Genomic DNA, 21273 nt, shown 5'->3' on the forward strand with positions numbered 1-21273 from the left:
GGCTACCTCCTTTGGAAATTTCTAATAAATAGACTTAACTTCTTCCACTATTTTATTAACTGTTAGTCCGTAATATTCCAATAAAGCTTCTGGAGTTCCTGATTGACCAAACATATCACTAATACCTATTCTTTTAAGTTTAGTTGGACATTGTTCAGATAATACTTCAGCAACTGCTGAACCTAATCCTCCTATTATGCTATGCTCTTCTGCTGTAACTACCTTTCCTATCTTATTTGCTAAACTTACTATAAGATCAACATCTAATGGTTTTATAGTTGATATATTTACTACAGTTGCCTCTATATTTTCTTTACTTAAGATTTCTGCTGCTTCTAATGATTTTGATACCATTATTCCTGTTGCTACTATAAGTACATCTTTTCCTTCTCTTAGTACTTCACCCTTACCTATTTTAAATTCATAATTTTCATTATGAATTACTGGTGTAGCTGCTCTTCCAAATCTTATGTACATTGGGCCGTAATATTCTACAGCTGCATGCACTGCTTTTTTTGCCTCTACCGCATCTGCTGGATTTATTACTACCATATTAGGTATACCTCTCATTAAAGATATATCTTCTATAGCTTGATGACTTCCTCCATCTTCTCCTACTGTTACCCCTGCATGAGTTACTGCTATTTTTACATTTAAATTAGGATAAGCTACTGAATTTCTTATTTGCTCAAATGCTCTTCCTGCTCCAAACATAGCAAAAGTTGTTGCAAATGGAATCTTCCCACAAGTAGCTAATCCTGCTGCTGTTCCTATCATATCAGCTTCTGATATTCCCATATCAAAGAATCTTTCCGGTGCTACTTTCTTAAATTCTATACTTTTGGTTGCTTTTGCAAGGTCTGCATCTAAAACTACTACATTTTCATTTGATGCTAATTCTTTTAAGGCTTCTCCGTAAGCTTCTCTTGTTGCTATATTCATTATTATTTTTCTCCTTTCAAATCATTTAAAGCTCTTATTTTTTGTTCTTCATTTGGTGCTGTTCCATGCCAAGCAGCTTGATTTTCCATAAAGGAAACCCCTTTTCCTTTAGTAGTTTTAGCTATTATTGCTGTTGGTTTACCCTTAACATCCTTAGCCTTATCTAAAGCATCCTTTATTTCTTCTAAATTATGTCCATCTATAACTAATACATTCCATCCAAAAGCTTCAAATTTCTTATCTACTGGATTTACATTCATAACTTCTTCATTAGATCCATCTATTTGCAATCCATTTAAGTCTACGAAAGCTACTAAATTATCTAACTTATAATGAGATGTACTCATTGCAGCTTCCCAAATTTGTCCTTCTTGTAGCTCTCCATCTCCTATTATTGTGTATACTCTATAATTTTTTTTATCTAATTTTCCTGATAAAGCTATTCCATTAGCTACTGAAAGTCCTTGTCCTAAAGATCCAGTTGACATATCTACGCCCAAAGTTTTTTTCATATCAGGATGTCCTTGAAGTTTTGAACCAAATTTTCTTAAAGATTTAAGCTCCTCTTTTAAAAAATATCCTCTTTCCGCTAAAGTTGAATATAATGCTGGCGCTGCATGACCTTTTGATAAAATAAGTCTATCTCTATCTTCCCACTTAGGTTCATCTGACTTTATATTCATTTCTTCAAAATATAGTACTGTTAATATATCTACTATTGATAATGATCCACCAGGATGTCCTGACTTTGCTTCTGCTAGCATTTCTACTATATCTATTCTTATAGATTGAGCTATATTTTCTAGTTTTTCAATATTCAACATTTTTTCCTCCCTTTATTTAATAAGAGCCATTTTTAAATGGCTCTTACTTTTATTTTTTTCTTGTATTTATAATAATCTCACGAATTTTCATAGCATTTTGGGCTATATCATCTACACTACCATTAGTTAATAATCCACCAAATCCACATACATCAACACCATTTTCTATCCATGTATGTAAGTTATCAAGATTAATTCCACCACTTGCTAAAATTGGCATATCAGGTATTGGTGTCTTAAATACTTTCGCTAATTTAGGACCATAAAAATCTGATATTGGAAATGCCTTAATAAATGCAGCTCCTAAACTTAATGCATCTACTGCTTCAGTTAATGATGTACATCCTGGAGCATAAGGAATTTGATATCTGTTACAAACTTTTGCTACATCTTCATTATAAGTTGGTGCAATAATAAACTGAGCACCATGTAAAATTGCATGACGAGCTGTTTCACTATCTAAAACTGTTCCAGCTCCTACACAAAGTTCTTTTCCATACTTATTGCTAAGACCTTGAATCATTTCCCCAGCGCTGTTCAATGTATAACTCATTTCCATAACTGGTATGCCGCCCTTTATACACCCATCAGCTATCTCACATGCACGTTCAAATGTTTCCGCTCTCACAATTGCAAGTGCTCCACAGTCTACAATTTTCTTTGTTATATCTACCTTTTTCATATCCTTCACCTCAATATTTATTAAATGGCTTTTTTACTATACACTATAGATTAATTTATATATCTTCCTATAGGTCCTTATTAAATTCTTTCTTGTAATTTTCAACCACTTTTTTAATTTCCTCAAGAACCTCACCTGTTGGTTGAGTCACAGGAAATCTTGCAGGCCCAACATCAATTCCATTTAAAACAACAGCTTTCTTAATAACTGATGGAATTGTTCCAAGTTTTAATATACGACGAAGCTCTTCAATACTATCTTGTGCTTTTTGAGCTGCTTCTAAATCTCCCTTGATAAAATTATCATAAATAGCAATATCAATACCTGCTAAGAAGTTTGCTGTTGCAGCAACAGCACCATGTCCACCAGCTTTCAAAATATCTAGAATAAGTGAATCTGATCCTGAAAATACACTAAAATCTTCTCCTTTAGTTACTTCAAGATAAGCTTTCATATTATCTAACTTACCACTGCTATCTTTAATTCCAACAATATTCTTTACCTTAGCCAATTCACGTACTGATTCAGGTTCAATATTAATACCTGTCTTGCCTGGCATATTATACATCATAATTGGTAAATTAACTGCTTCAGCAATAGCTTTATAGTGTGCAATTAATTCCTTTTGTGTTGGTGGTACAAAGTATGGTGTAATAATTGATAAGGCACTTGCTCCAATTTCCTCCATCCTTTTAGATAAATTAATTACTTCACGAGTTGAGTTCCCACCTGTTCCAACAAAAACTGGTACTCTATTATTGGTATGTTTAACAACAATTTTAGCAAATTCAACTTTCTCATCATCTGTTAGTACATGACATTCGCCATTTGTTCCTAAAATAAATAATCCTGAAACACCCTTATTAATTAAATAATCAATTAATTCACATGTTGCTTTTGGATTAATATTTTGATTTTCATCAAGTGGTGTTATCATTGCGCATATAAGTCCTTTATATTTCACAAAATTACCTTCCTTCTCTAATAGACTTTCCTAGACTTCCACCTGGATGCCACTTATAATACTGAGATAAATCAAGATCTTTAGCATATTGTAATGAAATACTTAAAGCCTGTAATACTATAGTCTCAGCAATAATTGAAGCTCTAGGAGCTTTGTTTAGACAACCGCCTTCATTTTTAACTCCTGCAAATAAGAATACGTCAGAAGCATGACTTAACCACGAATCAGCATTACCACTAACTCCAATTATCTTTGCTCCATTTCCCTTCAATGTTTCAACTGTTGCTTTTAGCTCTTGAGTTTCCCCACTATTTGATATTGCAATAACTACATCTCCCTCAACTACTTGACCGCTTGATCCATGAACTGCTTCAGTTCCATGTAATGTATATGCTGGTGTTCCAGTAGATGAAAGTAATGAAGAAACATATCCAGATACATGTCCTGGTTTACCAATACCTGTCACATGTACACGACCATTTTTCTTTTCTGATTCTAAAATTAATTCACAAGCTTTATTTATAGCTTCTTCATCTATTGATTTAATAAATGTTGTTACTTCATTAGATATGCTATCTAAAAATATACTTAATTTGCTATCCATAATATTCCATCCTCCTTAAAATTATAAGAGTCATACTTATGACTCTTATAATGTTTATATCTCTTAAATAGGTTTTATAAATTGTAAAATTTGATGTAATATTGTTCCAACTACGTTATAGTCAATATTAGGGAAAGTAGCTCCATCTATACCAAGACTTCCATAAAGTGGATATAGTATAGTTGGTAAGAATGCAAGTAATAATCCTACAACAAATGATCCAAGAATAGCTCCTCTCCATCCCCCTGAAGAGTTACCGAATACAGCTGCAGTACCACCTGAGAAGAAACATATATGAGCAGCTGGGATAATTACTACAGGGAATATACTTGGGAATGATGCCATTACACCTATTGCTAATAAACCTGCAGCATATGCTGAGATAAATCCTATAATAACTGCATTTGGAGCATATGGAAATACTGTTGGAACATCTAATGCTGGACGTGAACCTGGAATATATTTTTCTGAAATAATTACAAAGGCTGCAGTTATTTCAGCTAAGAACATACGAACACCTGTCATTAATACTGACATACCAGCTACAAATGTAAATGCTTGTACAAGAGGGAATACTAACCAATGTGTTGAACCAGCAATTTCTTGAGTAAACTCTCTTCCTGCCTTTAATGTTGCAACATAAAATAAGATTAACATTACTATTGATAAACCCATTAAAAAATCTTTAAATATTGATAACCACTTAGGGAACTTAATAGATTCTGTTGTTTCATCTTTATGCTTTGAAAATAAACGTCCAATATAACCAGATAAACCATATCCAATCATGTTAAAATGACCAATAGCTTGTTCATCTCCACCAGTTAATTCACGCATAAATGGTTGACAGAATTGAGGTAATGCAGCAGACATGAATCCTAATATAGTTCCACCTACTAATATAGTAACTGTGTTATCAAATCCATGTGCTTTCATAATTAAAGTTAATACACAAGCAAAAAATAAGCTATGACCTGTTGTAAAGAAGATATTCTTAAATTTTGTAATACGTGCAAAAACTAAGTTTAATATAAATCCAAGAATTAATGTACAAGAAACTGCAAATCCATATGTATCTTGTGCAAGTGCAGTTGCTGCTTCTGGTGAAGCTATTACTCCTGTAATTCCAAAACCTTCTTGGAATAATTTATTAAAATTCTGTAAAGCACCTGTCATGGCAGATGCACCAATACCAAATACTAAGAAACCTATAAGTGTTTTTGAAGCTCCTGTAAATACTTCAACAGCTGACTTCTTTTGAAGTATTAGTCCTATACATGCAACTACTCCAAGTAAAACAGCTGGAGTACTTAATAAACTAATAATAAAATCCATAATTGTTTCCCCTTATTCTAATTAACTTTATTTTTCTTTTGAAGCAAGGAATTTTTCTAATGCTGTTTTAATTTCATTACGATCAACAATATTATTAATTCCAATTATATCGAATTTTAAATTCTTACCTTTTAACTCTTCAGCAACATCTACTAATGTTTCTACAGCATCTCCATTAAATCCATTTAAAGAATCTAAAGAACCATGCTCTACTTGTATTGGAAAGTTATTTTCATTGATAACTTGTTGAGTTTTTATTTTTAACATTAAACTTGAGCCAACTCCTGCTCTACATGCGATTAATAGTTTGTACATAATTAATTCCTCCAATTATACTTCATATTTTTTTATAAAATTAATAATTTCTTTAGGATCTTTAGCATTATCTAAAACTCTAAAGAATTCTTCATTTTCTAATAATTCAACCAATTCAGACATAGCTCTTAAATGACTGCTATTATCTATTGCACTTAGACAAAATACATACTTTACAGGATCATTTTCGTCATTTCCAAATTCAACTGGATTTTCTAAAGTAGCTATTCCTATGGAAATATCCTTTGCTCCTGCTTCTGGTCTAGCATGTGGAAGTGCAACATGCTTTGTAATTACAATATATGGCCCAGATTCTTTTGCTGTATTAACCATAGCATCAACATACTCTTTAGTTACTTTATTATCTTCAACCAAAGCTGATGCCGATTGTCTTATGGCATCTTCCCAATCTTTTGCTTTTACCTTTAATTTTATTAACCTTTCATTAGTTATTTCACTTAGCATAGGCCCATCTCCTTCATTAGATTTAAAATTCTCTATTTGTGTAAAATACGCTAACAATTCGCTTGAAAGCATACTTTCTGACGTTATTTTGGCATATTTCTTTATTATTCCAATAACCTCGTCTATTTTAGGTTGTCTTAAAAAAATATCACCTAATTGAATATATACTTCTCTTGTAATATTATATTTTTCTTTTGCTGTCATAACAGGACTAACTTTAATCACTGGTACATCTATTTCTAAACCCTCTGAGTTATAATTTGTAGTAAATATAATATCTATATCTTTATTAAGCTTTTTCACTTCTGATAATTCCATAGGAGGTAGAAAATGTAAATCAGAGAATAAATTTGTAAGTTCCTTATATAATATAGCTGAACTTCCAACACCATTTGAACAAGCTATTACTGCAACTCTTTTTTTAAAATCATAAAAATTTTTTTTATTAGAGAAAATAGTTGCAAAATGCATTGTCAAATATGATATCTCTTCATCTTGAATTTCTTCTCCAAATAAATCACCAAAATCTTTCATTGCATTACTTACAATTTTGTAAACTAATCTATATTCCTCTTTTACCTTTTCACAAATCGGATTATAAACAGGTAATTTAAATAAAAGTCTATAATAAGCTGGTCTAAAATGAGCATATATTTGTTTAAATATTTTTTCTTGGCTTACATAGTAAACCCCACTTAAATATCCAAACTTTTTCATAATTTTATTTACAATCTCTGAAATAGCAGCTCTATCTTCTGTATCCTCTTCATAATTTCCTACTGATATACCTAAAATCCAAGCGCTAATATACATTACATTATAAGACTTTATATTTTCTTTATTATCATATACTTCTAATAGCTCCTTAGAAAACATGTATTCCTTCATTGAACTCATAGCTTTAACATTAGGAATATCTTCACATTCTGAATTATTCAAATCATCAGAATGCATTCTAGCTTTTATAAAAATAAATATGTATATAAATTCTGTTAATCTATCTTCTACAAAAGTAATTTGGTATTTTTCAACAAGCTTTAATATAACTTTTTTAGCTTCTTCAAACTGCTCTAATTTATATTCTTCAATAAAAATATCAAGTACTCTCGAACTATTCTCATTAGCTAAGGTTTCTATAATCTTTTTGATAAGAACTCTTCTAATTTCTATCTCAGATCCATTTAAGTAATATCCATTTATACGATTATTTTTAACTTCAATACCTTTTTCACTAAGATATGGAATTAAATCCTTAAAATCAAGATTTACAGTTGATCTACTTACCTTTAGAGAATCTATAAAATGATTAATTGAAATATCTCCTAAGTTAATAAAAAGCATTAAATACATATACAAAAGTCTTTCTGATTTACTAAAGTAATACGTATTCTTAGAATAATTATTTTCAAGAATCTCTTTAATTGCATTCTTTGTTTCTTTTCTAACAACAGTATCCTTATCAGTTTTTAGATATATAAGCGGTACATTTTTACTTTTAAGCATGTCATTAATTTTATCTATTCTATAATTAATTTGCCTTTTTGATGAGTTAGATTCTTCTTGTAACCTATCTGCAGTAATTAATGTATTATTTAGTAAAATTTGAAGAATTGATACAATTTCTTTATCCACTTTTATTAATCCCTACTTTCTTATTAAGATTAATTTTTTCTTATATCTTTTAATCACCTCCTCAATACTTATTTTATTTCATAAGTTTATCGTTTTCAATTTCATTTAAGTTCAACTTTTGTTCCATATTAAAACAAAAATTGAATATATATTTAATCAAATTTAAAAATTGATTTTTAAACTTTATAATTTCCATGAATTTATCCTCATATATATCACAATTTCAACCTAAATTATACACTTTTTAACAAATATTTTCAATTATCGATTTTTTAATTATTTAAACCATTATTATCTAATTACCTTCAATAATTAAATTAAGGCTGTAACTTAAGCATATACCTAAATTACAACCTTAATTTTTACAAACTATCATTTTCATTGATAATTTTATTTACATAAAATCTCCATACCTTCGATCATTAATTATATCATTTAATAAGTGCTTAATTTCTTGCTCCTTATTTTTATCCATGATTAAAATCACGTCACCAGCATCTACAACTATTAAATCCTTTAATCCAAAGCCAATAATAAAATTTTTTTCTCCAAAAATTGCGCAATTTTCACTTTCTTGAAGATATACATTATCACTTACTTTATTATTTTTATCCTCTTCTAAATATCTACTTAAAGCTGAAAAGCTTCCTATATCATCCCAAATAAAATCACTTTTAATAACATAGGCTTTTCTTGTTTTTTGCATAACACCAAAGTCTATAGATATTCCATCTATTAACGAGTATTGCTCATTAATAACCTTTTCCTCATCTTCTTCCCCTATATGCTTATAGATTTCCATTAAGGATTTATAAAGTTTAGGAAGATATTTTTCTATTTCCCTTAGTATTACATCTGCTCGCTTGACCCCTTTGAGATGCTCGTACACCTAGAATTTAATCTCTTCCAAGAGGCTAATAGACTCAATCTTTATGAAAAGTATTTTGATAAAGCTTCTGCTCTTGGAGTAACATTAGAAGATTTTTATCAATGAGTAAATATATTTCTTGATAGTCACCCCAAATTAAGTTTTGATGAAGGTTATTTAAGATCAGCTGACTTCTTGGAGTTTTGTAATTTAATAAAAGTACCTCCCAAGAAACTATATGACAAATATTATAGATTTATATTTAGTAAAAATTACTCAGAGATGATACTTAACTACAGACAATCATTAAACCTTAGTCAGAAGGACTTTGCTAAATTAGTTAAGCTTAGTCCTGTTACAATAGGATATTTTGAAAATAAGAAAAAATACCCTAATAGAAAACAACACTATCAATTAAGTAAACTTCTTAATATTTAGGGCTAACTTGTATTCTAATTCCAAATAATGCTATACTATTTTTAGTTTAATAACTAAATTTAACCATAAATTTTAATTTTAAGTAGGGGGGATTACTATAATGAAAAAAAGTATAATTACAATATTTATTTTGGTAGCAACATTATTAATTGGTATTGTTATTGGAAGATTTACTTCTCCAGTAAAAGAAAAGTTAGTTGAAAAAGAAGTCGAAGTTCAATCTCCAACTGCTGGATTAACTAAAAAATATCTTTCTAAATTTATAGACATTCAAGAAGAAGTTAATAAATTACCTCGTGATGATGAACAATATCAAACTACTATCGGAATGAGAGAGTTAGCATCTCAAGAATATGAAATGTGGGATACTTTACTTAATGAAATATATTCAGAATTAAAAAATACATTATCCACTGAAGATATGGATAAGCTAACAGCTCTACAAATTCAATGGATTTCAGATAGAGATGCAACAGCTGAAGCTGCTGGTCAAAAAGCTGAAGGGGGAACACTCCAACCTTTACTTATAACCTCATCTAAAAGCCAGACTACCAAAGAAAGGTGCTTAGAGCTTATTAAAGATTATATGAGCTAATCCTTCGTTTTTTATCTTTCACTATTATTTTCGACATAAAAATAGGAAATATATAAGATAATCTCTTATGTATTTCCTTTTCTTATTAAGGTTTTTAATTAGGCAAATGAGCGGTTATGGTATACCACAACCACTCAATTGCCTAAATAATTATTTTATATCTTCATCTATAGAAACTTCTCTTATAGCATAAGGTTCATTAAATCTTTCAAAATCTTTAATAAGATAATTATAATATTTAATTCTAACCTTTTCACATATAGTGTCTATACTATCCCCTTTTATACTAAAACATACTCCAATTCCAGTTAAAATAAATAACGCAATATCTATAACTAAAGTTGCTTTCTTTGATTGAGATACAAAATAATTACTTATTAAATTTTGTCCTAAAACTAAACCTACAATTGATATTATATGCATAAACACCTTTAAAATTTTTTTCAATCTCAATGATTTATTTTCAAAAAATTTATTAGCATGTTTCTCTTTATTTCCTATTTCTATATCTTTCCTTTTTATTTCTTTATTCTTATTTTCTATTTCATAATTCGCTTTTTTATTTTCTTCTTTAATAAAATTAATATTATCTTCTAATTTTTCTTTTTCTTCAATAGCTATAACTTCTCTTGCTCTTTTTATTACTTCTAAGGCTGTTCCTTCACATATAGTTTCTTCATCACCCCTTGTTATTTCCATACATATATCCTTTATTACAGGTGCATACTTAAAATAACAACTCTCATCCTCGTCTATATCCCCTCTTTCTTTGAGGTTATCAATTTCTCTAATATATTTATTCCATAATGATTCTGTTGGTTGAGTCGCAGCGTAACATTCTGCAATAATTCTTTTCCTAGATAAATCATTAGAAACTAATGGTTTTTTTAACCATAAAAAATTAGTAAATGCATAATCAGATATAATCGGCATAATTCCAATTAAAGATTCATCTATATTTAAATATCTATTAACCTCTTTAATAAGCCTGAAATTAGTAGTAATAAATATAGCTTTACTATCTTCTATTCTACTTGTCTCTCTACCATTTCTTAATCGCATTATTGCAGATATAGATTTTATATCTCTATCAACAGCCTGTTCGCTATTATAAGATATCTTACTAGAAAGTGACTCTTTTAGTTTTTCTTCATCAATATAACATTTATTATTATAATCTGGAGTATCTTCTATTTTTATCTTTATCTTTAATAAATTTGCTTCCAAATTATTAATCATTAATTGTATATCAGATTTAGTTTTATTATTTCTAATAAAATACTCTATACTTGGACCATATACCTTACTCATATCTTCTCTGTTAATTCTATAAGCACAAGCTGTTAATATACCTATTACTTCGTCTATAGTATGTCTAAAACATCTTGCGTTTATATTATTTTCATTTATTAAATTTAATAATTCCTCGCATGGGGTCTTTTTGATTTCATCTGCATACCCAAGTGCAAAAATAATAAACGATGTATCAAAATATACTGTCATATTATTAATTTTCTTTTTTATTTCACTAGGCTCTTTAACAAAGACTATTGTAGATATTATCAATCCTTTAAGAACTTCTTCTAAATAAGAAAATAAGTGCGAATCAATTTTAATTAAGTTCTCTATATATTTTGCTACATACATTCTCTCTTTATTTGTAATATTCATATTATTATTATCAAATATTATTTTCTTAAAAGACATTATTTGATTACTTTCAATAAATTTCAAAAGATACTCTTCCGCTTCTTGAATTTCCCATAATTCATCAAAATTCTTATCAACGTATTCTATTAAATCTAAAACAAGTTCATTTTGTTTTTTTAACATTTCAACTTTTTTATCTTTAAAATTTAAATTTTTCAAATTAATATTATTTCTTATAAATTTTTTGTTATCTTTTATTAAATATTTTAGTTTACACGCTTTATTTAATAAAGCTTTAATCGCATGTTGTGGAATATTTAAATGAAATAATTCTTTCATTTTATTTTGAATATCTGTTATTCCTATTACATCATCTTCTCCATCTTTAATGCACTCTGCAATCATAGGTATAAAAGTCTCTAAATAATCCTTATTCTCATCATAATTTACTTTTAAAATCGCTAAACTTAATATCGCGTTACTAGTCAAAATACCCCTCCAATTTATAAATCCATTCTTATACCATAATCTCTAAGCCATTCTTTTCTGATTTCATAATCACTCATAACAGAAGCTAGTAAATCCCAAAACTCCTGTGAATGATTCATATGATACATATGACACATCTCATGTACCACTATATAATCTAACGCTGTAGCCTTTGCCATGGCACATCTCCAATTAAATAGAAATTCATTCTTTGACGTGCAACTAGCCCATCTTTTCTTTTGTTCTTTAATTTTAATATCGCTTGGTTTCTTGTCAAAAAACTTCTGATAATACTTAATTCTTTTCTTTACCTGTTCTTCAGTTTTTTCTCTATACCAAGCTTCCATAGCTGCTTTAATAAGCTCCTCATTTTTCTCTTTAACATAGACATGGAACTTTCCTCTGAAAAGCTTAACTTTTGAGTTATTCTGTAAAGTTTTATCTATATGTATTTGAAGAGAATAATTTCTTCCTAAGTACATAAAAGATTCTCCATTTACAAATTCTCTATTAACTTTTTTAGTTTCTATGTTCCTAAATTCAAAAAGTTTTTGAACTATCCAACTCCCCCTTGATTTCACAATATTTTTTATTTCTTCTTCTGAAGTTCCACTAGGAGCCACCACTAAAATATCATTAGGTGGCTCTACTGAAAGACTTATTGTTTTTCTATTTCTAAATTCAACACTGAACTCTATATCTTTTGTTCCGTATTTTATCTTAAGTTTCATTTTTAACTCCATTTTTAATGAATTTATTTATTTTTTTATGATAAGAATCTATATCACTTCTTATATCTTTTAATTGTTTGCTATAAAGATTTTTCTTATCATCTATGCTATCAATATGCTTTTTTAATCTTTTAGCTTCCATATTATTTTTTAAAATTCTTTTATATCTACTGCTAACACTTGAATTCATATAATTACATCCACAACTCTTACACCAACTACATTTATACCCTCCACACCTGATACAAAACTCATCTGATGAACTTATATTTTCTTCACAGCTAAAACAATAATTTTTATAATTTTTATCTACCACTATCTCCGTAAACTCTTTAAAAGATTTTTCTCTGGTGATACTTAAATTTTCAATTTCTTTTTTCAAAATACTAATTTTATAAATATTAGCAGATATATTAGCTTTTATATTTATAATTTCTTTTGATATCATATTTAAAACCCTTTCAACCTAAGCTAACTTTAATATTTGTATCTAATTTAAAACATCAAAATGTATCTTTGCTAAATTTAATAATGGTTCCATTATTCTTTCTCTAACATCTCTAGATAACTTCTTAGCATATTTCTTAATTAACATAAGCTTTATAGCTCTTTGGATATCATTAGTTTTAGTAGCATTAGTAACCCAATCAATCATATAATTATCTCTAACTACATTTTTTACATCTTTAGCTATTTCTTTAGATAATTCTATGGTTTCATCACTTACGTAAGTTTCTCCATCTTCATTAACAATAAAATCTGTTTCTCCACTGCTATCTTCATCTAGATACTTTTTAACTATTTTAAAGAAAGCAAATTCTTTCTCATCAAGTCCTAAATTGCTTGCTTCATCTGTAGCACCTTGTTCTACATCATTATTAATAAATTCTTCAAGTCTTTTCTTTCTTTCAATCCAATTCATTTTAGTTTCTTCTAGTATCTTCTGAAGTCTTTCCAATAATGATTCATAATAAGCTGGATTTTCTTTCATTTTAATGTTTATAGTATGCTTTATAGCATGTTCCATAGCTGATGCTTTTGCTTCATCTGACTTTAATGTATTAATCTTAGTCTTAAAGTCATTTTCAAATAAAGTTATTGGAGCAATCCATGCTCTAACGCCTAAGGACTGTAGGTGATTTTCTATTATATTCCTAACTTTTTCTCCACAATCTGAAATATCTATAGCATCACTTGGATTAAATTTAGCTTTAGCTGCTGCTCTAATATATGAAAGCCATTTTAAATCATTTAATATATCTGTATCTACATGTCTAGGTAATAAACTTTCTACTTCTCCAGAGAATTTTTTATACATAAGTTCAAATTCTGCTCTTTTATCTTCTGGTTCAATTTTATTAACTAATGCATCTAAGTCATTTTTATTTATTCCTCTAAACATACCCATTATAGATTCTCTATAAGCTAACATCTCATTATATAAATCATCTAAAGAATCCATTGGCTTACCTAATTCTTCTTTATCAAATATAGCTAATGCTTCTTCAAGATAATTAGATATTCCATAGTAATCAACTACATATCCGCATTGCTTTATTATATTTTCTTTTACTACTAAACTAGTTTCAAGTGTTCTCTCTACTTCTCTCGTAAATGTTCTATTAACCCTTGCTATTGCTTGTAATAGAGTATGTTCCTTTAATGGTCTATCAAGATACATAACTTGCTCAATCGGAGCATCAAATCCTGTCAATAACATATCTTTAACTATTAAAAAACTTAGTTTATCTTTATTTAAAGGTTGTTTAAATCTTTTTATTAAGTCATCTTGCTCTGATTTTGTTGTAAAGTGTTTCTTTAAATGTACTGGGTCATTATTATTCCCTGAAAATATTACCTTTGCTTCAAAACCTTCGCCTAATATATCCTTCATATGCTTATTTAAAGCATCATAATATTTAACACAAGCTTCTCTTGATACACATACTATTTGTGCTTTAAATCCATTAGGAAGTATCTGTTCTTTATAATGATGTAATAAATCTATTACTATATCATTTATTCTATTTTCCGATTCTACAACTGCTCTTTTCGTTGCATATTTTTGCTTTATTGCATCTTTTTCTTCATCGCTTTTATCATCAAAAGCTTCATCAAATAACTCTTCTAAAGATTCACCAACTACTTGTAAATCTGGTCTTCTTCCTTCATATATAATCTTAACTGTAGCACCATCATCAACTGCTGATTTAATAGAATATTTATCTATATATTCTCCAAAAGTTCTCTTTGTTGATTTATCTTCTTTATCTATTGGAGTTCCCGTAAAACCAATAAATACAGCATTAGGTAATGCTATTCTCATATTTGATGCTGTATCTTTATACTGACTTCTATGAGCTTCGTCTGCCAAAACAATAATATTTTGCTTAGTACTTAAAACTGGATATTCTACAGCATATTTTTGAATACTTTTCTTACCTTCAAAAATTACTTGCTTTTCTTCAATTTCATTTTGGAACTTCTGAATAGTTGTCATTATTATTTGTGGCTGTGGATTTGATAATAAACTTTTCATATACTCGATTTTATCTGCTCTAACTGGTGTTGTAATCTTTGATAAGGTTCTATTAAATGTACCAAATATTTGCTTATCAAGGTCTATTCTATCTGTAACTACTACTATAGTAGAATCCTTTAACCCATCAGTTCTCTTAATCTTCCTAGCTAAAAAGACCATAGTTAATGACTTTCCAGAACCTTGTGTATGCCAAACAACTCCACCTCTTGAAAGCTTATCTTTACCATTTTCAATTCTATCTATAGCTTTATTAACTGCTCTAAACTGCTGATATCTACAAACCTTTTTAATAATAGTTCCATTATCAGCTTCAAAAACAATAAAGTTTCTCATTAAATCAATTAAGTTTTTCTTTTCTAAAAATCCCTGAATAAAAATATTTTGTCCACAATCCTTATAATTTTCTATATCCTCTTTCTTAAATGGATATGGGTCCTTCCATTGTAAGTAATGATTATATTTTGAACTTATAGTTCCAACATAAGCATTGTATCTATTTAAAATTCCAGTAAAGAAGTTGCTATAAAATAACCTTGGAGCCCCTTCTCCTAAAGATTCATCTCTAACATTCATATATCTTCTTAATTGCTCAAAGGCTTGTTTCTTTCCAATGCTTTCATTATTTCCTTTTTCTAAAAAAGGAGACTTAGCTTCTAAAACAACTACAGGAATACCATTTATAAAAATAACTATGTCAGGAAAAATAGACTTTCCACTTAAAGTTTGAACTTCAAATTGACGAACCACTAAAAAATCATTATTATAAGGCTTTTCCCAATCTATAAAATGAACAGTTTGATTCTTCTTTTGACCATTACCATACAAATCTTGCTTGACTGTAAATTTAAAATCTACAAGAGCATCATAAATTTTTTCATTTATCTCTAATAAGCCTGTTCCTAAACTATCAGCCCTACTAATATATTTTATGGATTTATCTAAATTATCTTCATCCATCCAAGGATTAAGTTTTTTTAATGCTACTCTTAATCTATCTACTAATACAACATCAGCTAAAGAATCTCTTGCTCCAATTTCAGGAGTTAATTCTTTTCCATGAATAAAATTGTATCCTAATTTATTCTCTAAATATTCAATTGCTGGTAGTTCTACTAAAGTTTCTTCATTTCCTAAGTAAGACATTCTTATCCCCCTAAATTTTTATAATACTTATTCTTAATTATACACTATTTTACAATTGTTAACATTATTTTGTAAAAGAAAAGGCTATAGACTTCTCTATAGCTTAAATATAAAAATTACACAAAACATCTTTTTTTAATTCATTATTTCTCTCAAACTTCCATGAACTAGGATGTGGTCCATTTAATAATCTAATTTTATTCTTAAAAGCTTCCTCTATAGCATTATTAACAAATTTACGTAAAGTATAACCCCGACTCAAATTATTAACCTTTTCTATTTCACAAACTATTTTATTATTCAGCAAAATTTTATTGTTACTTATAATTAGATTACTTATATTTAATGATTTTATAAATTTATTACCTATCAAAGTAGTTTCATCAGCATTCATAATAGCTAACATATCTTTAGAATGATTGCCCTTAGTACATAAATTTATAATAATATCCGGCTTATATCCTTTTATTCTCTTAATAAACTCTTCCCTCATACTGTTGTTTAGCCATAAACTTATCCAAATTCTATCTCTAAATATCTTAGTATTAACTCCTAAACTAGTTTGATACTGTATTGCATTCATAAGGATAATATCATACTCTTTATCTGTTTCCATAACATCCGCTAATTTTTTATTTATTATTTCTTCGATTCCTCTATTTATATTTACTCCTGTACTTCCTAACGCTGGATACCCCGTTAAATTGTCAATATCATATTCTTTTTTATGAGGACTTTCTAATATAATAATTATTCTTCTATTTTTCTTTTTCCTAATTTTTAATTTCCCCTTATTTTTTTCTCTATCATTCCTTAAAATATAATTATTAATTAATTTCCATCCTTTATCATAATCTAATACTGCAACCAGATTATCGTCACACTTATTTTCATTATTCTTTAACGTTTTTATTTCACAACAAATATATTTTTCATATTGATTTTTATAGAAATCTAACATATTAATATCCTCCAATATTTATATAATCATAATATCTTCAAACTATTAATGATATTATCTTAAAACTATATCCTTATATTATTTTTTCTCTTGATATTCTTTTCTAATCTACTTTAATTTATCTAATAATATATCACAATTTTCTATAATCAATATTTATCTTAATCTTATACTCATTTCCTATATCTAATAACTTTTCTATATTATTTTTATTTAAAGTCGGTGATGCAGTAACTTCAATATGTGGAATAATCTCATCTTTTAAATCAATAAATATTTCATCAATATCTATTGATTTTAATAATACCTCCAGACTTTCTTTATTGAAATTTATACATTGCCTTGGAATACATCTTAATAAATATCTCCACTCTTTTTCTTCTTTCCACTCAGTAGTTTTATGTAATCCCAACTTATTTATTTTCAGAAAATCTCCACTAACAACTTTAGGAAAACAATTTTCTATATCGTCTGTATATACTACTTTATTTAATACTTTGTTGAATTCAATCAAATCATTGGGAACTAAAACACTAAAATACTTAGGAGGTAAAATAGTTTTGGACTCACATTCTAATATCCCATCTCCTCTATATTTATGTAGTTTAAATAGATTACTTGGCATCGTTATTCTTACTCCTGTTTCTTTTTTAGTATAATTATCCCACATATACTTTCTTCCTTTTTTAGAAGAATCTTTTGTCCATGAACTACAAAATATTATATTATCAAATCCCATATAATCCCTTGCTTTACCTTCTAATTTATCATTCATATTTTTTAGTGCATTAAATTTTATACTTTTACTTTCTAATATTTTTTCTAAAGAATCAATATTCGTGTAATGCTCCAATTTAGTAAGGTTATTCTCCATTTATTCTCTCCCTTTATTCTATATTCTTTAATTATACTGTACTTAATATAGCTTATCTCATAATAATCCTCTTTACATTTTTATACATATTTATTTTATTATCGATTAACTATTATCTACTTCAAGCTCTTCCTAAACTATTACTTCTACTAATATAACTTCTTGCTCTATCTTAATTACTTTCATCCATCTAAGAGCTAAGCTTTTTTAATACAACTCTCAATCTATCTACTAATACAACATCAGCTAAAGAATCCCTAGCTCCACTTTCATGAGTCAATTCTTTCCCATGAATAAAATTGTAATCTAATTTATTCTCTAAATATTCAATTGCTGGTAGTTCTACTAATGTTTCTTCATTTCCTAAGTACAACATTCAACTCCTCTTAACCTCTATAATCCACTTTAATTATACACTATTTTACAATTATTAACCTTATCTTGTAAACAAAAAAGCCATAGATTACTCTATGCCTTTTCAAAATAATATTATTCTAATTATTAGACATCACTTTTAAAGTTTCTATCCTTTTTTTAAAATAACTTCTTTCACCAATTAGATAACTATTATTCTTTATTTCATATTTATAAAAAATCATATCAAAAGTACGTCCATCTAATGAATGATTATGTTCTCTATTTAATTTTTCTTCTACAATTTTATTAAATAGATTTATATCATTACTCATTAAACTTGATAATATCTCCACTTCTCTTATACTTACAAAAAAAGTATTTTTATCTTCATTGATTGTCTCAATACGGCTCTTACATATTTCCTCTTTAAGCATTTCTGTTGAGTATAAAGAATCATAGTGTAAAATTAGTTTTATTATTTTTTTATCTTTTCTTTCACTTAATATTTCTTTCTCTGTAGAATTTAATTGTTCAAATGCTTCATTATACTTATTTACATATTTATTAAAGTTCTCTATATCTGGTATTGGTTTTTTCAATTTTAAACTAGCTATCATCGACTTTTGTTCTATTATTAGGATATATTCTCCAACTTCTATCACCCAATCTGCTATTTTTTTACCTTTCATCTCAATAGGTTTATAATATTTGATATCTTTTAAATAAAATTTAAATAAATTTTCAACATATTTTTCAAAATATATTCCAAACTCATTAGTAAAAATCTGACTACCTTGTTTATAATAATAGTTTCTTATTATCCAATATAGTCCATCAGATAGTAACCTAAACATCAAGTAAATATTGGGTATTATATACCTTCCTTTATCAGTTTTAACTATAGGCTTAGCTAAAAAAATATTTTCTTCTAGTATAGAACTTCTTATTTCTTTATAATCTGCTGTATATAATTCAATTACTTCTAAAACTTTTGAATGTTCTTTATTCAAAAAAGAAACTCCATATCCTGTTTTTACAAAATCACTTATATCAACTTTTTTTAAAGATAAAACTAATAACGATAATAATATGTCTATATAATCATCTACGCTAATTCCCAAAGATTCTCTCATTACATCTTCTATATCTATAACTGTATCTAACTCTTTAGGAATATACTTTAGTAATTTTATATTTCTATTAAATTGTTCAATAACTTCATATTTTTGCTGATACCAAAATTGTTGTTGACTTAATCCATATAATAAATAAAATATAGAGTCTGTATTAGTTGCTTCCGACTTTTTATCTTCAATCTCTCTATGTTCATTAATAATTTTATAAAAACTTTGTAAATCCAAGTTATCATTTCTATAATCATTTGAATATTTCACTGAATTATAAGCAATATCTTTTAATTCCCATGAACAAATGTAACTTGTGCTATGTTGTTGATACTGTCCATATTTTAAACTATAATTAATCTCTTTCATTGGAGACCCATTATTAAACATCTCCAAATTTAACTTTCCAATGTATATAAGTAAATCTTGAACAGAATACTTTTTTATTTTTTTATACATATTACCCCTCATCAAACTAATTTTTATTTAATTACCCTTATCTTTCCTGTTAATAACTGTTGCATTAATCCTTTTTTAAGTTCTTCTAACTTTTCTTTCTTATTTTCATATATTTCTATTTTTTCATCAACTTTTGATAGTATGGAAGCTATCTTCTTCTGTTCTTCAATTTCTGGTACACCTATTTTAAATTTCTCTAATGCTCCTTTAGTTACATGTACTAAGCCTGCACTACCATGTGCACTTTCTTCTATAATCTGGGTTACCTGTTTTAATGCATAATATCCATAAATCCTATTCACATCTTCTTTTAAATCAACTTTAAAAATATGTTGATTTAAAACAGCTTTGCCATTATTCCATATATATGGACCAAATGAGGTTCCCTTACTTCCTGACCATGAAAACAGCAATTGTCCATCATTAATTATAAATTTTTCATCTAATTGTCCATTATAATAATTATACTCACTTACTCCATTTAAATTTTGAATTCTCACTATAGGTAACCCTTGTGTATCCCATTCTGATGGTTTAAAAGCCTTCCCATTTATATATTGCGCTATATCCCCCAATTGTTTAACTTCCCATTCTTCAGGAATCTCTCCAATCTCCGTCTTCTTAAACTTTGTATGTCCAATTCCCTTAGTTAAAAGTTGTTGCATTAATCCTTTTTTAAGCTCTTTATTTTTTTCAATAAGCCCATCAACATTATCTATTTGCTCATCTACAGTTGACAGAATTGAAGCTATTTTTTTCTGTTCTTCAATTGTTGGAATAGCAATTAATGTTGAACCAACTATATTAGTATTCAAATTGGCTTGAGTTCCTGTTTGCCCCATTCCTTTAAATTCTTCTTCTTTTTTTTGTAATAAATAATATAAATAATCTGTAATAATCTTATTATTATTTAAATCATCAAATAAAATAAATCCATCATGAATACAAGCATCTATATTTAAAATTATAGGTTTTCCAACCGTTGCACATATACTCATAATTAAATCATTTGGCTTTACTAATCTACTTTTAGCTACCCCTTCATCTGATAAATATTGCTCTGTGCTATTTAAATACTTCTTAGTCTTTGTTACATCTGATATTCTAATCCAACCCACATTTTTCTTTTCACTAAACCATTTAGGATTATTTATTGGTCTTGGTGATGCACCTCTTTTTATTTGTGCTAATTCACTTAACTTACTAATATACCATTTTTCTGGTATCTCCCCAAGTTCCGTCATCTTATATCCTTCTCTAATCTTTTTCACTAAATCAC

At 27.8% G+C, this 21273-nt stretch carries 19 protein-coding genes and 1 pseudogene; 2 read left to right on the forward strand and 18 right to left on the reverse strand.

The genetic code is table 11. The features are described from left to right. Nucleotides 1-21: 21 nt before the first annotated feature. The 9 genes and pseudogenes from ACQPUY_RS08305 to ACQPUY_RS08345 form a co-directional block, all read right to left on the reverse strand. Nucleotides 22-942: a transketolase family protein gene (locus ACQPUY_RS08305; RefSeq protein WP_430840684.1), complete on the reverse strand. Its 921-nt coding sequence runs from the start codon at nucleotides 940-942 to the stop codon at nucleotides 22-24. A 2-nt stretch (nucleotides 943-944) separates the two neighbouring features. Next, nucleotides 945-1766 (reverse strand): transketolase, encoded by an 822-nt coding sequence (locus tag ACQPUY_RS08310; protein ID WP_430840685.1) that lies wholly within the window; start codon nucleotides 1764-1766, stop codon nucleotides 945-947. A 49-nt stretch (nucleotides 1767-1815) separates the two neighbouring features. After that, a complete protein-coding gene (locus tag ACQPUY_RS08315) occupies nucleotides 1816-2448 on the reverse strand; it encodes a ketohydroxyglutarate aldolase (protein ID WP_430840686.1) in 633 nt (210 codons plus the stop codon). Nucleotides 2449-2515: 67 nt separating this feature from the next. After that, nucleotides 2516-3412 (reverse strand): 4-hydroxy-tetrahydrodipicolinate synthase, encoded by an 897-nt coding sequence (dapA, locus tag ACQPUY_RS08320; protein ID WP_430840687.1) that lies wholly within the window; start codon nucleotides 3410-3412, stop codon nucleotides 2516-2518. A gap of 4 nt (nucleotides 3413-3416) precedes the next feature. Beyond that, complete coding sequence (locus tag ACQPUY_RS08325; protein ID WP_430840688.1) at nucleotides 3417-4016, reverse strand: KpsF/GutQ family sugar-phosphate isomerase; 600 nt, start codon at nucleotides 4014-4016, stop codon at nucleotides 3417-3419. 63 nt (nucleotides 4017-4079) lie between these two features. Further along, nucleotides 4080-5351, reverse strand: a complete 1272-nt coding sequence (locus ACQPUY_RS08330; protein ID WP_430840689.1) for a PTS ascorbate transporter subunit IIC — start codon at nucleotides 5349-5351, stop codon at nucleotides 4080-4082. A 27-nt stretch (nucleotides 5352-5378) separates the two neighbouring features. Continuing rightward, entirely contained in the window at nucleotides 5379-5666 is a 288-nt protein-coding gene (locus ACQPUY_RS08335) for a PTS sugar transporter subunit IIB (protein WP_430840690.1), read from the reverse strand. Between the two features lie 15 nt (nucleotides 5667-5681). Further along, on the reverse strand, nucleotides 5682-7763 hold the full coding sequence (locus tag ACQPUY_RS08340; protein WP_430840691.1) for a BglG family transcription antiterminator: 2082 nt from the start codon (nucleotides 7761-7763) through the stop codon (nucleotides 5682-5684). A 394-nt stretch (nucleotides 7764-8157) separates the two neighbouring features. Further along, nucleotides 8158-8625, reverse strand: a pseudogene (locus ACQPUY_RS08345) (mannose-1-phosphate guanylyltransferase); the annotation flags it as partial. 288 nt (nucleotides 8626-8913) lie between these two features. On the opposite strand from ACQPUY_RS08345, the gene ACQPUY_RS08350 reads away from it, so the two are divergent. Together ACQPUY_RS08350 and ACQPUY_RS08355 are read left to right on the forward strand one after the other, a co-directional pair. Then, nucleotides 8914-9069: a helix-turn-helix transcriptional regulator gene (locus ACQPUY_RS08350; RefSeq protein WP_430840856.1), complete on the forward strand. Its 156-nt coding sequence runs from the start codon at nucleotides 8914-8916 to the stop codon at nucleotides 9067-9069. A 100-nt stretch (nucleotides 9070-9169) separates the two neighbouring features. Continuing rightward, nucleotides 9170-9664, forward strand: coding sequence for a lysozyme inhibitor LprI family protein (locus tag ACQPUY_RS08355; protein ID WP_430840692.1), 495 nt, complete (start codon nucleotides 9170-9172; stop codon nucleotides 9662-9664). Nucleotides 9665-9814: 150 nt separating this feature from the next. On the opposite strand, the gene ACQPUY_RS08360 is transcribed toward ACQPUY_RS08355, so the two are convergent. The 9 genes from ACQPUY_RS08360 to ACQPUY_RS08400 all read right to left on the reverse strand — a co-directional run bounded on the left by ACQPUY_RS08360 (nucleotide 9815) and on the right by ACQPUY_RS08400 (nucleotide 21265). After that, nucleotides 9815-11803 carry a hypothetical protein gene (locus tag ACQPUY_RS08360; protein WP_430840693.1) on the reverse strand — a complete coding sequence of 663 codons (1989 nt, stop codon included), beginning with the start codon at nucleotides 11801-11803 and terminating at the stop codon, nucleotides 9815-9817. Nucleotides 11804-11817: 14 nt separating this feature from the next. Next, the gene (locus ACQPUY_RS08365) at nucleotides 11818-12534 is read right to left on the reverse strand and encodes a M48 family metallopeptidase (protein WP_430840694.1); all 717 of its coding nucleotides are present in this window, start codon (nucleotides 12532-12534) and stop codon (nucleotides 11818-11820) included. Next, nucleotides 12524-12982, reverse strand: coding sequence for a hypothetical protein (locus tag ACQPUY_RS08370; RefSeq protein WP_430840695.1), 459 nt, complete (start codon nucleotides 12980-12982; stop codon nucleotides 12524-12526). Before ACQPUY_RS08370 ends, ACQPUY_RS08365 begins: the two co-directional genes overlap by 11 nt. Nucleotides 12983-13024: 42 nt before the next feature. Further along, nucleotides 13025-16219: a type I restriction endonuclease subunit R gene (locus ACQPUY_RS08375; RefSeq protein WP_430840696.1), complete on the reverse strand. Its 3195-nt coding sequence runs from the start codon at nucleotides 16217-16219 to the stop codon at nucleotides 13025-13027. A 103-nt stretch (nucleotides 16220-16322) separates the two neighbouring features. Next, nucleotides 16323-17180 (reverse strand): hypothetical protein, encoded by an 858-nt coding sequence (locus ACQPUY_RS08380; RefSeq protein ID WP_430840697.1) that lies wholly within the window; start codon nucleotides 17178-17180, stop codon nucleotides 16323-16325. Between the two features lie 133 nt (nucleotides 17181-17313). Next, the gene (locus tag ACQPUY_RS08385) at nucleotides 17314-18054 is read right to left on the reverse strand and encodes a DUF2971 domain-containing protein (RefSeq protein WP_430840698.1); all 741 of its coding nucleotides are present in this window, start codon (nucleotides 18052-18054) and stop codon (nucleotides 17314-17316) included. A gap of 190 nt (nucleotides 18055-18244) precedes the next feature. Continuing rightward, nucleotides 18245-18430, reverse strand: coding sequence for a hypothetical protein (locus tag ACQPUY_RS08390; RefSeq protein ID WP_430840699.1), 186 nt, complete (start codon nucleotides 18428-18430; stop codon nucleotides 18245-18247). Between the two features lie 118 nt (nucleotides 18431-18548). Then, complete coding sequence (locus ACQPUY_RS08395) at nucleotides 18549-19994, reverse strand: hypothetical protein (protein WP_430840700.1); 1446 nt, start codon at nucleotides 19992-19994, stop codon at nucleotides 18549-18551. A gap of 23 nt (nucleotides 19995-20017) precedes the next feature. Next, on the reverse strand, nucleotides 20018-21265 hold the full coding sequence (locus ACQPUY_RS08400; protein WP_430840701.1) for a restriction endonuclease subunit S: 1248 nt from the start codon (nucleotides 21263-21265) through the stop codon (nucleotides 20018-20020). Nucleotides 21266-21273: the final 8 nt, after the last annotated feature.

The organism is Clostridium nigeriense, from assembly GCF_050585245.1.
Lineage (GTDB): Bacteria > Bacillota > Clostridia > Clostridiales > Clostridiaceae > Clostridium > Clostridium nigeriense_A.